Origin of the sequence: Pseudomonas sp. Marseille-Q5115 (assembly GCF_916618905.1) — a bacterium.
GTDB lineage: Bacteria > Pseudomonadota > Gammaproteobacteria > Pseudomonadales > Pseudomonadaceae > Aquipseudomonas > Aquipseudomonas japonica_A.
The window spans coordinates 25,512-39,887 of sequence record NZ_CAKAKI010000002.1 but is presented as its reverse complement, the minus strand read 5'-3'; the positions used below and the strand labels follow the sequence as shown (position 1 = coordinate 39,887).

The 14,376-nt window shown below is 57.2% G+C and carries 13 protein-coding genes; 8 read left to right on the top strand and 5 right to left on the bottom strand.

Annotation, left to right across the window (positions count from 1 at the left end):
* The first annotated feature begins 366 nt into the window (after nucleotides 1–366).
* On the top strand, nucleotides 367–2,445 hold the full coding sequence (locus LG385_RS23985) for a heavy metal translocating P-type ATPase (protein ID WP_225776325.1): 2,079 nt from the start codon (nucleotides 367–369) through the stop codon (nucleotides 2,443–2,445).
* Nucleotides 2,446–2,559: 114 nt separating this feature from the next.
* On the opposite strand, the gene lspA is transcribed toward LG385_RS23985, so the two are convergent.
* The 3 genes from lspA to cadR form a co-directional block, all read right to left on the bottom strand.
* A complete protein-coding gene (gene lspA, locus LG385_RS23980; RefSeq protein ID WP_225776324.1) occupies nucleotides 2,560–3,069 on the bottom strand; it encodes a signal peptidase II in 510 nt (169 codons plus the stop codon).
* A 261-nt stretch (nucleotides 3,070–3,330) separates the two neighbouring features.
* Nucleotides 3,331–5,529, bottom strand: coding sequence for a heavy metal translocating P-type ATPase (locus LG385_RS23975; protein WP_413247394.1), 2,199 nt, complete (start codon nucleotides 5,527–5,529; stop codon nucleotides 3,331–3,333).
* A gap of 59 nt (nucleotides 5,530–5,588) precedes the next feature.
* Nucleotides 5,589–6,029, bottom strand: a complete 441-nt coding sequence (cadR, locus tag LG385_RS23970) for a Cd(II)/Pb(II)-responsive transcriptional regulator (RefSeq protein WP_225776323.1) — start codon at nucleotides 6,027–6,029, stop codon at nucleotides 5,589–5,591.
* 318 nt (nucleotides 6,030–6,347) lie between these two features.
* On the opposite strand from cadR, the gene LG385_RS23965 reads away from it, so the two are divergent.
* From LG385_RS23965 to LG385_RS23950, 4 genes are all read left to right on the top strand, one after another.
* Nucleotides 6,348–6,617 carry a hypothetical protein gene (locus LG385_RS23965; RefSeq protein WP_225776322.1) on the top strand — a complete coding sequence of 90 codons (270 nt, stop codon included), beginning with the start codon at nucleotides 6,348–6,350 and terminating at the stop codon, nucleotides 6,615–6,617.
* A gap of 64 nt (nucleotides 6,618–6,681) precedes the next feature.
* A complete protein-coding gene (locus tag LG385_RS23960; RefSeq protein WP_225776321.1) occupies nucleotides 6,682–7,200 on the top strand; it encodes an ATP-dependent zinc protease in 519 nt (172 codons plus the stop codon).
* A 424-nt stretch (nucleotides 7,201–7,624) separates the two neighbouring features.
* Nucleotides 7,625–8,518 (top strand): cation transporter, encoded by an 894-nt coding sequence (locus LG385_RS23955; RefSeq protein ID WP_225776399.1) that lies wholly within the window; start codon nucleotides 7,625–7,627, stop codon nucleotides 8,516–8,518.
* A 25-nt stretch (nucleotides 8,519–8,543) separates the two neighbouring features.
* Nucleotides 8,544–9,008 (top strand): DUF411 domain-containing protein, encoded by a 465-nt coding sequence (locus LG385_RS23950; protein WP_413247393.1) that lies wholly within the window; start codon nucleotides 8,544–8,546, stop codon nucleotides 9,006–9,008.
* Nucleotides 9,009–9,086: 78 nt separating this feature from the next.
* On the opposite strand, the gene LG385_RS23945 is transcribed toward LG385_RS23950, so the two are convergent.
* A complete protein-coding gene (locus LG385_RS23945) occupies nucleotides 9,087–10,070 on the bottom strand; it encodes a tyrosine-type recombinase/integrase (RefSeq protein ID WP_225776320.1) in 984 nt (327 codons plus the stop codon).
* A gap of 213 nt (nucleotides 10,071–10,283) precedes the next feature.
* On the opposite strand from LG385_RS23945, the gene LG385_RS23940 reads away from it, so the two are divergent.
* The 3 genes from LG385_RS23940 (at nucleotide 10,284) to LG385_RS23930 (ending at nucleotide 12,486) form a co-directional block, all read left to right on the top strand.
* On the top strand, nucleotides 10,284–10,556 hold the full coding sequence (locus tag LG385_RS23940; protein ID WP_062378647.1) for a CopG family ribbon-helix-helix protein: 273 nt from the start codon (nucleotides 10,284–10,286) through the stop codon (nucleotides 10,554–10,556).
* Entirely contained in the window at nucleotides 10,556–10,831 is a 276-nt protein-coding gene (locus LG385_RS23935; protein ID WP_062378649.1) for a type II toxin-antitoxin system RelE/ParE family toxin, read from the top strand. Before LG385_RS23940 ends, LG385_RS23935 begins: the two co-directional genes overlap by 1 nt.
* Nucleotides 10,832–11,632: 801 nt before the next feature.
* Nucleotides 11,633–12,486, top strand: a protein-coding gene (locus tag LG385_RS23930) for an IS5 family transposase (protein WP_225772267.1) whose coding sequence is annotated in 2 segments (ribosomal slippage) — nucleotides 11,633–11,981 and nucleotides 11,981–12,486 — 855 coding nt in all. Because the reading frame shifts where the segments join, the coding sequence is not laid out codon by codon here.
* A 142-nt stretch (nucleotides 12,487–12,628) separates the two neighbouring features.
* Here the strand turns inward: LG385_RS23930 and LG385_RS23925 are convergent.
* The gene (locus LG385_RS23925) at nucleotides 12,629–14,359 is read right to left on the bottom strand and encodes an ABC transporter ATP-binding protein (protein ID WP_062378651.1); all 1,731 of its coding nucleotides are present in this window, start codon (nucleotides 14,357–14,359) and stop codon (nucleotides 12,629–12,631) included.
* Nucleotides 14,360–14,376 lie beyond the last annotated feature (17 nt).

Here is a 14,376-nt window from a genome sequence, read left to right as displayed (position 1 = left end):
AAGCCTACGTCGACGCTGTGTCCCGTTCCTGAGCAGGACAAATGTTGTGGTGCGAATCCCAAACGCGATCCCCTGACGAAGCTTCCGGCTAAAGGCTCCTTCGTGCATCTCCATGACCCTGTCGGTGCAGCTCCTACCGATACGTGCTGCCCGGCTGAGGGCAGCACGTTAGAGCGGGCGTGTACCGACGATTCAGGTCACGGCCACGGTCAGTGCACAGACGGCCATGACCACGCACATGCACATGGGACCGCCGAGGTGGATCCCTGCTGTTCCCAGGGAGCGCAAGCAGCGGAAGCGATCGTCCCACGTTCCGTGACTCCAGGCCCTGAAGGGACTACTCAGGTCCGGTACCGCATCGACAAGATGGATTGCCCAACAGAAGAGCGGCTGATTCGTAATCGGCTGGAGCCGATGCCCGGCATTGCCCGGCTCGATTTCAATCTACTGAATCGCGAGTTGACCGTGCATCATCGGCTGGATGATCCGCAAGCGATTGTCAGCGCTTTGGTTGCGCTGGACATGGGCCCTACCCTTATCGAGGCTGGAGCACCGTCAACGGCTGCCCCGCCGGCGCTGACGAAGAAATTGAAAGGGCTGTTGGTCGTCAGTGGCGTCGCGGCTGTGGCCGCTGAAACCATCGCCTGGACAACGGGGCAGGAAGGCTCATGGCTCGTGATGGGTTTGGCTGCTGTGTCCATTCTTGCCGCCGGTGTGCCTACCCTCAAGAAGGGATGGATCGCGGTGAAGAATTTCACCCTGAACATCTACTTCTTGATGTCTTTGGCTGTCCTGGGCTCCGTCGTGATTGGTAAATGGCCGGAAGCCGCGATGGTGGTTTTCCTTTTCGCCATTGCCGAAGCCATCGAGGCACTGTCGCTTGAGCGTGCGCGTAACGCGATCAAGTCATTGACTGCGTTGGCCCCGGAGACTGCGGAGGTCATGGGCGAAGGTGGCTGGAAAGAGCAGCTTGTCGGAACTGTCGCGCTCGGCAGCCGCATCCGCGTTCGAACCGGATCACGTGTGCCATTGGATGCGACCGTGGAGGCTGGTCGTGCAGCCCTCGACCAAGCCCCTATTACCGGTGAAAGCCTGCCCGTGGACAAGGTGATTGGCGATCCGCTTTATGCGGGCAGTATCGTGACCGACGGCATCGTTGAGGCTACGGTCACCGCAGTAGCAGGCCAAAGCACCCTTGCCCGGATCGCTGCCGCGATCCAGGACGCACAGTCCCAGCGGGCACCTACGCAGAGATTTGTGGATCAGTTCGCGCGGTATTACACACCGGCGGTCGTGCTGGTGGCGTTCTTGGTCGCTGTTTTAGGGCCGTTGCTGCTGGGGGGCACCTGGGGTGGATGGTTGTATGAGGCCCTTGTCCTGCTGGTCATTGCTTGCCCTTGTGCCTTGGTCGTCTCCACGCCTATCACGGTGGTGAGTGGCCTTGCCGCAGCCGCACGGTCCGGCATCCTGATCAAGGGGGGGGTGTATCTCGAAAGCGGTCGGCTGCTGAAGGTGGTTGCCTTGGACAAGACCGGCACGTTGACCCAGGGCAAGCCTGTTTTAACGGACGCGGAAACCTTCAGTGACCTGCCGATCGAAAAGGCCACGTTGATTGCGGCCAGTCTGGACGAACAGAGTACTCACCCCGTAGCAAAAGCACTGGTCAATGGATGGAAATCCCAGCAACCCGGCGTTTCGACCCTGCTTGTCAGCGACTTCAGTGTGCTGAATGGGCGAGGGGTGAAAGGCTCCATTGATGGCCAACTGTGGCACCTGGGCAATCACCGGTTGGTTGAAGAGCTGGGAGTGTGCTCCCCGGCGCTCGAGGCCAGGCTTTCACGGCTCGAAAATGCGGGCAAAACGGTCATCGTGCTGTGTGGTGCACAAGGGCCTGCTGCAATATTCGGGGTCGCGGATACCGTTCGACCCGAAAGCTTCGAAGCTGTTGCTGCGCTGAAGGCGTTGAACGTTGTCCCAGTGATGCTGACAGGTGACAACCCCGCGACGGCGAAATCGATCGCTGATCAGCTAGGCGTTACCGATGCTCGCGGAAACCTTATGCCTGAGGACAAGCAGGCCGCAGTCGCTGCGCTCAAACGTCGGTATGGTCACATTGGAATGGTGGGTGACGGTGTGAACGACGCCCCTGCTTTGGCGCAGTCCGATATCGGTTTCGCCATGGGAGCCGCTGGGACAGCCACTGCCCTTGAAACCGCGGATGTCGCAATCATGGATGACGACCCACGCAAGATCGCCGATTTCATTCGGCTTAGTCGTCGCTCCGCTTCCATTTTGAAGCAAAACATCACGCTGGCACTGGGGATCAAAGTCGTCTTTCTAGCACTGGCGCTGTCGGGCATCGCCACCTTATGGATGGCAGTCTTCGCCGACATGGGAGCGAGCCTGCTCGTCGTGTTCAATGGTCTGCGGCTCTTGCGTCGATGACACGACAGCTATGCTTTAGCCTCGTAACCGTGATCTTGCTTACCCAGCGGGACTTGTAAAGATAGCCCTACCAGGGAAAGTTCAGGCGTGAGCGGGCCAGCAAGGCAGCAGCTTTCATCGCGTTCGGCCTGCTTGTGGAGTCTGTTGCGAAAAGCTGCTCGCCAACAACAGCACTACACCACCGACGATGGCAATATCTGCTAGGTTGAATGCCGGCCAATGCCATGTCTGGTAGTAGAAATCCAGGTAGTCGACAACATAGCCGCGAAATGACCGATCAACGAGATTACCAATGGCACCGCCCAGGACGAGGCTATAACCCAAGGCTTCACTGGTGGGGCGTGCACGACGAAGCATCAGGGCGAGCATCACGGAAACGGCCAAAGCGATGGCTATGAATAAGTAGCGCTGCCAACCGCCTGCTTCAGCCAGGAAGCTGAAGGCTGCGCCAGTATTCCGGGCGTGTACGAGATTAAAAAATACATTCATAGGAAGCGTTGAGCCCAGCGTAAAGAGACGCTCAACGAGGAATTTAAAACCTTGATCAATTGTGGCAACTGCAACCGCCAGCCCCCAATAAAACCAGGGTGCGATGTACTGTGCTGCTTCCTGATGTCCCTTCATCCGTGCTTACCTTGAGCTGTTGTAGAACCTTTGAATGCGTATCGACTGGAATGCACGGACCTGCCTGTCCATGTTGCTGATCGACACCAAGGTTTGGTGAACAGCGAGCTCGAATATTATTTACGTGGTTTGACCTGCGCATTTTCAGTAGTCGGGGAGTTACCAGTCGCCCAGGAGCATCAGCCAGGAGCTGTGCGTACCTGCTAGGCTTGCTGGAAGGCCATGTCAATGGCGGTACGTAGTTCACTGTTTATCTCGTCCTCACTTGCGCAGCACGCGCAGACCATTTCGCACCACCAGCAGGCGTACCCCTATGTCGGCGAATACCGCTATCCACATCGTGGCGTGGCCGGTCAGCGTGGCTACTAAGAAAATCGCCTTGATCCCCAGCGCTAATCCAATGTTCTGCATAAGCACCGCTCCGGTCTGCTTAGAGAGACGGATGAAGTCCGAAATCTTGCGCAGGTCCCCGCCCATGATCGACACACCTACAGCCTTGGTCGCGGTATCGGTACCTGCCGCGCCCATGGCAAAACTGACATCGGCACGTGCCAGCGCAGGGGCATCATTGATGCCATCCCCTACCATGCCCACGATAGCTTTGTTGTCGATCAGGGCTACGATGGCGCTGAGCTTGTCGATCGGTAACAGGTTGCCTTTGGCTTCGTCTATGCCCATCTGCTCGGCTATCGTTTGTGCGGTACACGGGTTGTCGCCTGTCAGCATCAGCGTTTTCACACCCAAAGCGTGAAGGTCGGCGATGGCAACCCGACTACTGTCCTTTACGGTATCGGCCACGGCGAACAGGGCCAACACCTGGGTTTTATCAGAAAGGATCAAAACCGTTTTGCCCTGACGCTCGAATCGTTCCAGTAGCCCTTCGAATCCAGAACAGAGACCGAGCTCCTCAAGCAAGCGATGGTTGCCCAAGTAGTAGTGATGACCCTCAATAACACCCCGGACGCCGCGTCCAACCATAGCTTCGAAACTTTCTACGGCCAGCAAGGGTATTGAGCGTTTGGCAGCTTGAATGGCAATGGCTTGCGACACCGGGTGGTCAGAGCGGCTGGCCAAGCTCGCTGCCGCAGATAAGTATTCCCCTGGCAGGTCTCTGCCAATAGGTAGGAAGTCGGTCTGGACAGGCTTGCCCTGGGTGAGGGTACCGGTTTTGTCCAAAACTAGGTGCGTGATCTTGCGGCCGCTTTCCAAGTACACGCCGTCCTTGATCAAAATGCCTTTGCGGGCGGCAGTCGCCAGGCCACTGGCGATGGTGAGGAAGGTTGAAATCACCAGGGCGCAGGGGCACGCCACCACCAGCAGTACCAAGGCACGATAGATCCATTCAGACCACGTCCCGCTCATCAGCAAGGGCGGTACGACCGCCACAACCAGCGAAAATACAAACACCGCCGGCGTGTAAATCCGCGCAAACTGGTCAGCGAAGCGCTGGGTCGGCGCACGGGCGCCCAGGGCCTCTTCGACTGCGCGGATGATACGAGCCAGGGCGGTATGGCTGGCTTTCGCCGTGACGCGGTATTCCAATGCACCCGCTTGGTTAATGGTGCCCGCGAATACCGAATCGCCCGGTCCCTTTTCTACTGGCATGCTTTCGCCGGTGATAGGGGCCTGGTCGATAGTCGAATTGCCTTTGACCACTTCGCCATCCAGGCCGATGCGCTCACCGGGTCGAGCCCGGATCAGACTTCCGACGTCGACTGCGGCCACCTCCAGCTCGCTCCAACAGCCATCAGATTGCTGCACCGTTGCCTTTTCGGGAGCCAGATCCATCAGGCTGCGGATCGCGCTTCGAGCGCGATCGAGGTATTTGGCCTCGATCAGCTCTGCGATCGCAAACAAGAACATCACCATAGCAGCTTCAGGCCATTGCCCGATCAGAAGCGCGCCCGTCACGGCAAGACTCATTAGCGCGTTGATGCTAAGGCTTAGGTTCGTGAGGGCGATCCAGCCTTTCTTGTAAACGGTCAACCCGCACAGCAACACGGAAGCCATGGAAATGAGCGCAACCACCCATTCGGGTACCCACTGGGTGAAGTACAAGATATCGGCGGATACGGCTGTAGCCCCGGACAGCCCTAGCCGCCACCAGTAAGCGTGGGTAGGGGGATTAGGTTCGTTAAAGGGTTTGGTCTTGGCGGCAAGCTGGGGAGTGAAGCCGAGCGCACGAATCACGTTCAATGCGGGCGCCAATGCGTCTGGCTCATGGCGGATGGTCAGTGTTCGCTGCAGCAGATTGAACCGCAGCGCCTGCACTTCGGGTAGCCTTTCAAGTTTGCGCCGTATCAGCGCTTCCTCACTGGGAGAGTTCATTTGTTCAATGCGAAAGCTACTGAGCTCGCTGACCGGTTCGGTCGGTGCCGCGCCAGTCCTCTCGCGGCGGCTCGTCTGCACCGAGCTGTCACAGGAGTGTGGTTCCGGGGTGTCATCGCAACAGTTAGCCATGATGGCGTCTCCTCAGTTGCTGCGCAGTAAACACCCTATAGTCGCTATATGGTCAAGAGCTACATGCTGGGTAAAAACGATGGGTTGCCTGCATTAGCGGAGGTTGTGCCGCCCTCCACCAAGCCCGAAAGGATTCCGCAGTCCACGCTTTGGCGTTCGTTGTCGCAACAGCGGCGCAACCTCACCAATTGGTTTTCCAGGACCTGTAAGGACGCGATCTGGGTTCTGACCCGGGCTATATGACTATCGAGCAGCGCGTTCACTGCAGCGCACGGCTGCTGCGGCTGTGCCTGGAAGCTCTGCAAGACAGCTATTTCCTCCAATGACATACCGAATGACCGACAACGGCGGATGAAGATCACTTTCTCCACATGGTCCGTTTCATAGACGCGGTAGCCATTGGCTTGGCGATTTGGCCGCGGAAGCAGACGTTGGCGTTCATAGAAACGAATGGTCTGAATATCCGCTCCCGTCAGTTGTGCTAGCTGACCGATGCGCATCTGGGGGACTCCTTGAAAAATAGCAGTATATCCGCGCTTGACCCTATACCGGCTATAGGGTTTCCAATGATTAGAATTGAGTTGATAGAAAAACTGATCATGAGCAGGCGTGAGAAGCATCAGCTCCACAGGAAGCAGCCTCGGCGGGGTGCCGGTGAAAAAATGGGTATTTTAGCGAGGCGAGCACGCTAAAAACCTATTTGGTAGCCATGCCGCAAGATTGTGGAATGAAGGCAGGCCGATCTGGGCTTGGAAGCGAGATCAAAGAGGCATTGCTGGTGGCTGCTCCACCCTCACCCAACCAGAGATACGTGATGTATGACGGATAATTACACGGCTCAGATAGAGCAATTAATCGCGATTTTAAATCGGAAGATCGCCGAAGGGGATGCCCTCCTGAGCCGTGATGCGGCTTATGCGGCCTACCAAGAGTTGGGGTCGCTGCGCGAGCAGTCGGGCATCAGCGCCGAGGCGCAGAAACTCCTAGAGCAGGCCTCGCAGAAGGTTTGGCGACTTTATGAGGCTTTCCATTTGGAGGTGCAGCATGACTTGGAGTGGGCCAATAGCCGCGGTGATGAAGATGTTTAGCTCGTCATTGACGTGGGACCTAAAGAACGACGCACACTCCCTCCTTCCACGAAGAGGCTCCCTTATGCTGGATCGAGCAACAAAATGGCTGATTGCTGTTGCTATCAGTTTGGCGATCGCGCCCGGATTTGCCGAGACGAAACCACCTGCCAAGGTATTTGGCTGGGTAGAGGAAGGGCAGATTCAACCGGAAAAGCTCTCGCTGAAAATCAAGCTCGATACCGGGGCTTTGACCTCGTCCATGGATGCGAAAAATCTAGAATGGTTCGAAAAGGGCAGCGAGGAATGGGTTCGTTTTAACGTCGAAGTCAAAGACAGCATGACTGGAAAGATGACCAACTCATCCTTCGAGCGCAAGGTCGTTCGAAATGTGAAAATACGTGGGGCCGGCGGCGCGGAGCGGCGGCCGGTTGTGATGATGAAATTGTGCATCGGATCGCGTATGTATGACGAAGAGTTCTCGCTGAAAGATCGGGGAAAGATGAATTACCCGGTGCTGATTGGGCGCAGTACCCTGGCGCGTATTGGAGCGGTTGATGCCTCGCGGACCTTCACCGTGGAACCGCGATGCGACACCCCGTAAAGGCTAGTCCCTAAACGGCATGGTTGATTTCTTTGAGTGGTCAAGCAGCCGCCCCTGCGTCACATGGTGCTGGTGGCTAACGCCACTACTTAGCCGGTCAGCCAGTGGAGCGATCCTCAGAGCCAGACGCAGATTATGGACGTATCAACCCCCACTAAGGCTCCGTACGCTGGCTCAGCCGCGCTGCCGGTCGCGCCGGAATGGAGCATGGTCGTCAGCTGACGAACCAAAACCACAGCACGCGCTTTGACCAGCTGTATAAGCTCAGAGCGGGCTAAATAGTCGAAGCGGGTACCATTTTCGCGCCCTTTATTCCAATCGAGCGATAGGCCTTCCAATGAGCCTTCGCTGATTGAAGGCATGCTTGACCCTATACCCACTACATGGTCTTTAATTAAAAAATGTGATTTGGTAGGAGAAGCGAATCGTGAGCTCGTGCGACAAGTCCTGTGGTTGCAGTTCTGCAGCGCCAGCAGAAGCAGTGAGTGGATCTTCGGCCCAGGGGGCCTGGGTCAGTCGTTTTTCTGTACCCAAGATGGATTGTCCTTCGGAAGAACGAATGATCCGCTTGGCATTGAATGGTCTGCCTGAGCTGCGTTCGCTGTCGTTCGATCTGACCAGCAGGCAGGTATCGGCCTTCCATGATGGCGGGGTTGAACCAATCACCACCAAGCTAAAATCCCTCGGTCTGGGCGCCGAGTTGCTAGAGACTCAACCCGCCACGCAGGAAGCGGCCTCGGCCAACAGCGCCAGTGAGGCGACAGCCGCAGCGAAGGAAGCGAGCACGCTCAAAATCCTGCTTGGTATCAACGCCGGCATGTTCGCCATTGAGATGGGCACAGGCTTGCTTGCACAGTCGACAGGGCTCATTGCCGATTCCCTGGACATGTTCGCCGACGCTGCTGTCTATGGCTTGGCGCTATTTGCTGTTGGACGCAGCGCACAATTGCAAGTGCGCGCTGCCCATTTGGCAGGGATCTTTCAAATTCTGTTGGCCTTGGGCGTACTGGTGGAGGTGGCCAGGCGCTTCATCTATGGCAGCGAACCTGAGTCGCTACTGATGATGGGAGTTGGCTTAGTTGCTCTGGTTGCAAACGCAGGGTGTCTGTGGTTGATCTATGGACATCGTGAAGGCGGTGCGCACATGAAGGCGAGCTGGATTTTTTCGGCCAACGATGTGCTCGCGAACGTTGGCGTCATCGTAGCCGGGGCATTGGTCGCGTGGACTGGCTCCCCTTATCCTGATTTGCTGATAGGGACGATCGTTGGCCTCATTGTGCTAAACGGTGCGCGCCGGATTTTGGCATTGAAAGCCTGACCTACCGATTCCTGAGGGCTGATCCATGAAATTCAAAAATTTAACCTGTGCTGGACGGCGGGCTGTCGGCGCTATGCTATTGGTCGCTGCTTCGTTGGCCCAAGCGTCTCCGGCGCAACTGATGGACGTGTACCGGGACCCCAATTGCGGTTGTTGTTCCAAATGGATTGCTTACCTTCGGGCCAATGGCTTCACCGTGAATGATCATGTGGAAGAGAACATGGGCCCGCTGAAAGCCAAGCTCGGGGTACCAGAAAAATTGATGTCGTGTCATACCGGAGTATTGAATGGCAAGTTCATTGAGGGGCACGTGCCCGTTCAGCAAATCGCTGAACTTGAACGTCGATCAGACCTAACTGGCGTGGCCGCGCCAGGGATGCCAATGGGATCGCCCGGTATGGACGACAGTGGGCAGAAAAGCGCTTATCAGATTATAGGGTTGACGAAGACGGGAGACCAGGACGTAGTGACTGAATACGGTGCTCAGTGATTCGGCCAGCCCCGCATACCGCTAATCCCGCCGGGGCTTAGCGGTACAGTCATTTATAACGAGCGATCCATGGCACTTTCAATATCTCACCTTGTACGTCGGTGAATCCTCGGGCCGGTTCTGCCGGCGATCATAGATCCGCGTCGTACTGATATTGGCATGGCCCAGCCAGGCCTGGACCTTGGCAATGTCGGCCTCATGCTCCAGGGCATTGGTCGCGGCCGTGGCCCGCAGGCCGTGGACGCCCAAGCCCTCGACCTGAATGCCGGCCTTCTCGGCATAGGCCGCGACCAGGGTATAGATGCCATTGGCCGAGACGCCCTGCCCTTTCGCCCAATGCCGCAACGGCACGAACAGCGGGGCTTTCGGGTCCGCCAGGTGGTGCACCGAGCGCTCTAGGTAGGCATGAATACGGTCGGCCGCCACCGGGTGGATGGGCAGGTAGCGCACCTTGCCGCCCTTGCCGTGAACCAAGAGATGCCCGATGCCCCGGCGTTCCACCAGGTGATTCACCCGCAGCTGTGCCGCTTCCTCTCGGCGCAGCCCGTGGTACAGCAACACGGCCAGTATTGCCCGGTCGCGCAGCCCCTTGAGAGAACGGTCATCCGGGGCTTCGAGCAGCGCCTTGGCCTGGTGATCGCCGAGGGCCGGGGTCTTGCCTTCGTTGGTTTCGATCCGGGGCCGTTTGACCCCGTGCACCGGGTTGCCGCCGGCGACAGCATTGCTGTCTAGGAGGTGGTCGAACAGGCTGGCCAGCGCGGCGAGCTTGCGGCGGATGGTAGCCCCGGCCAAGCCGCGGCCTTCCAGGTCAGCCCGCCAGGCGAGGACGTGCGCCCGGGTGACCTGTCGAAAGTCATCGGCACCGGTCAGCCCTATAAAGGAAGAGAAGTCCTGCAGGTCGTTTCGGTACGCGCGGCGGGTGCGCGGATTGTCGATGTTGGCAAACCACTCGACGGCGGCCGGTACCGCAGCCAGCTGCTGGAATTCGACCGCTGTCAGCCGCCGCTCCCCTCCCCGCGCCTGAATTGTACCGGTCTGCACGTTTTCTACACCTGTGGTCATTCCCTGAACTCCTAGTCGGGTCTGGTCAATTCCAATCCGTTTTCCCCCTACCCGTTCGCTCTACCCCAAACGCGCCGGTTACTGGTGATAACCTATTTTATCAATAGTTTTGGTCCACGCTCATCCTTGCTATGGTTTACATCAAAATCCGCTACATTTAATTACGATTAATCACTACGATTAAGGTTTACTCACTATCAGGAGGAACGCATTATGACCGCTACTGCGAAAACCCGTTCAGTCACCGCCCACGTCCCAATCGAGCTCGCGGAGCGGATCGATGAAATCGCCGAACGTCTGGAGCGCTCGAAAAACTGGATCGTGAAACAAGCGTTGTTCGCGTGGCTAGACCAAGAAGAAGAACGCAGCCGACTCACCCGTGAAGCGCTGCTTGATGTCGATGCGGGTCGCGTCATTGATCACCAGGCGGTGCAGGCCTGGGCCGCGAGCCTGGATACTGAAACGCCGTTACCGGTACCGCGTTGATGCAGTTGCAGTGGACCAGCAAAGCGGTATCGGACCTCGCTCGGCTATACGACTTTCTTGCCCTAGTGAATCGCCCAGTGGCCGCGCGCACCGTGCAGCAGCTTACCGCTGCGCCGCTCACGCTTCTGACAAACCCACGGATTGGTGAGCGCCTGGATGAGTTCGAGCCGCGCGACGTGCGCCGGCTGTTGGTAGCTCATTATGAGATTCGGTATGAGATAGCAGGTGACACTATTTTCCTTTTACGGCTGTGGCACAGTCGTGAAGATCGCTAATGATAATGATCATTTACCTGAATTTTTCGGGGAGAGATTATGCAAGGTGGTATTAGGTCTTCATGACACCCTGCTGATGCCCATACGGCTACACAGACGTTTATATAGGCTACCACCATAGCAAGGCTCGAGGTTCTGCTGCTGGATCTGCGCCACTTGGGGAGTACACCGGTGACCTGTTTGCACAGACGCAAACGGAGAAGTGCGGGTCGCGGGCGTGCGATGGAGTCGACCATCCAGGTGTCGGGTCAATAAGCTCATGATTCAATCGAACGTGCAATCAATCAGTACTCGGTCAGACGTCTACCTTCGGCTGGCACACCCGGCCATCCCGAACTACCATAGAATCAGTTGAAGGATCCGCGCACTGCGCACTGGTTGTCATGGTTTATAGCCCGGTCCAGCGTTGGGCTTTTTTTCGCTTACTTTCCGCCTCCGTAGCATGTCTACCGTGCGTCCATTATGCCCCGGGCTCGCTTGGCACCCCTGCCCTCCAGGTCTAAACTGAACTTGGCTGAGGGATCAGCACCAGTGTGGAGCAATACGATTAGCCCGGCAATGTGTCGGGCTTTTTGTTTCTGGTCTGTCCTCCTAACGCCTAGCTTTGGGCGATTCCAGAAAGCGCTTCGAACGTAGATTCGGAAACATGCAGCCCGCAACTTAGTGGGCTTTTTGTGCGGCAAATAGTCTCCTTGGTCTGTGCCAAGCGGTGCCTGCGGTATTACTTTTCATACAGTACCTAGGTTTTGTACGAAAAGTCGGTGCGGGTAGAATCGCCGCCATGATTGGCTGGAGGTCCGCATGGCAAGGCGTTACGAACTCCCCGACGCAGCGTGGGAATTGATCAAGGATCTGGTTTCTCCAGAACAGAAAATGGGTCGCCCGCGCAGTGATGATCGTGTGGTACTCCATGGAATCTTATGGATTCTGTGCTCCGGGGCTGCCTGGCGCGATTTGCCGGAGCGCTTTGGGCCTTGGTCAACGGTGTATCAGCGTTTCCGTGACTGGCGCGACGACAGTACATTCGACCGGATACTGGAGCGTCTGCACATTCGACTGAATCAGGAAGGACGGATCGATCTGGACACCTGGATGATCGATTCCACTGCGGTACGTGCAACCCGAGCCTCTTCAGGCGCCGGGAAAAAAGGGGGCCTGGAGAACCGCTAGACCATGCCCTTGGGCGCAGTCGAGGTGGCCTGACCACCAAGATTCACATGCTCTGCGACGCTAATGGCGTGCCATTACGCTTTATGCTTTCGCCGGGACAAGCCAGCGACATCGCTCAAGCCCAGCCGCTGCTGGAGCAGGTACGCATTCCCGGAAAGCCAGGGCGACCACGCAAACGTTGTCGCTGGTTACTGGCTGACAAAGGGTATGACGCAGAACACCTGCGTCACTATTGCGACCGTTACCGAATGCAGCCGGTGATCCCACTGCGCGCCATGCCGCGCAAACCCAGGCCTGGTTTGCCCCGGCTATTTGATCGACCGAAATACCGGCAGCGAAACATCATAGAACGGATGTTTGGCTGGCTAAAAGAGAATCGCAGAATCGGCACCCGCTACGACAAACTAGCCAGAAGCTTTGCAGCCATGGTCACGCTGGCCTGCAGCCTACGTTGTATGCGGCAATACTTTTCGTACAAAACCTAGCATTGGCGCTTAACAGTACTACTGGCAAAGCGGGAACTCTCTTACCGCCAGCTGAATGCTGCTAGCCAGAGAGGCCCTGTCCCCTCCAGGCTGACGCCAAGCGCGCCAAGGCTTTCCCTATGTCAGGCTGCATAAGAACCCGTCATAAGTTAATACTCCCATGTGAGGTCTCACTAGTCTGTCGGATCTTGTTCGTCAGCCGCATAACCGTGCCGTCTTTGACCTGCACCACCTCATCAGCGATCTCAATCAGGTGAGGCCGGTGAGAAACAGCAATGATGGTGATGTCAGGCGTGAGGGCTTTCAAGGATGCGCAGATGTCCCTTTCCGCTTCAGAGTCGAGAGCACTGGTAGCTTCATCAAGGATGAGCAGTTGAGGACAATGGGCCAATGCGCGAGCGATCACGATGCGCTGGCGCTGACCGCCAGAGAGCAAGCCGCCGCGCTCGCCTACAACCGAGAGCATGCCACCCTGGAGTTTTTCAACGAACTCCCAGGCCCCGGCTTGGCGCAAGGCTCGCTCGGCGTCGGCCGCCGTTAAAGCGGGCTCACCCAAGGTAACATTGGCCAGAATACTGTCATGCAGCAATAGGGTTTCTTGCGTCACGTAACCGATCATTCGCCGCCAGCGGCGCCGGTCGAGGTTGGCCAACGGCACACCATCCACGCTTATTTGCCCTCCCTGGGGGCTGAGCAGTGCGCAAAGCAGATCGAGAATGGTGGTCTTGCCAGCACCGGAAGGACCAATCAACGTAGTCATGGTGCCAACTTCGAAAGCAAAAGAAACGCCATCGAGCACTGTGCGTCCGTCGTACGAAAATGACACTTTGTTAAAGCCGATACGCTGAATCAAGGTCGGCTGCACACTGCCGCCCCTGGGCTCAGCCTCAGCGCTGGCCTTCTCGACGGCTTCGTGCAGCGCCCAGAATGCGCTTTCTTGAGCTGCCATTCGGTGGTAACGCTGCTGGGCCTTATGCATCAAGCCGAGCACCCGTACTACCATGAAGATCAGTACCATCACCGAAGACAACGGCAGCGCCCAGACTACCAGCCCTGCGTACAGACCCGCTGCTGCGAGGATAGCCAATAGCGGTTCCTGCAGCGCTCGCAGCGTTTCACGACTGGTCACTTCCTTTTCCATCGCAGCGTTAAGTTCCGTGGCCTGATGACGCAGCAAGGAATCGGCAATATCCTCTCGGGCCATCGCCTTCAACGGTTTGACCGACCCAAGGGTATCGCTCAGGCTGACCAGCAAATCTCGCATAAGGCTAGTCTGACTTTTGCCCGCTCGGCGAGAGGTCTTCACCAGACCACGCAGGGCAAGGAGTATCGCCAGGCCTACCAAGAGGCCTACCAGCGCCGCTTGCCAGGACACGATCAGCGCAATTATTCCATAGGCGGCCGCCTGAATAGATAGCGCGACCATGTTGGCCGCGTGTTCGTAGGCTGTCGAAGCGCGGTAGGCCTCGGTGGCCACTGCATTGGCCAAAGCGCCACCGGGCTGGCGCAGGTAGTATTCCCAGCGACTGCCGAGGGTGGCGTTGATCAAATCAACGCGCAAATCAGTGGCCACATGCGCTACGGTATAGCCCACCTGACGGTTAGCAGCGAGAATCAATAGGCTGCTTAGCACCATGCCGACCACGATGATCATCAGCAGTACAAGGATGGTCGGCTGCAGGCCAAACAGCTGCAAGGCGTTGACGATATGCATGCCGAAGGTCGACTGGACATTGTCCCCGACCATCACCGAAACCAGCGGCAGCATGGTGGTCAGGCTAACGCCCTCTACTAGCCCTGACACTATCAGGCTCAATAGCATCAGGACGGTACGGATAGGGTAGGAGCGACCAAAAGCAAAGATAATTCGCATCACACTCACTTCGAAAT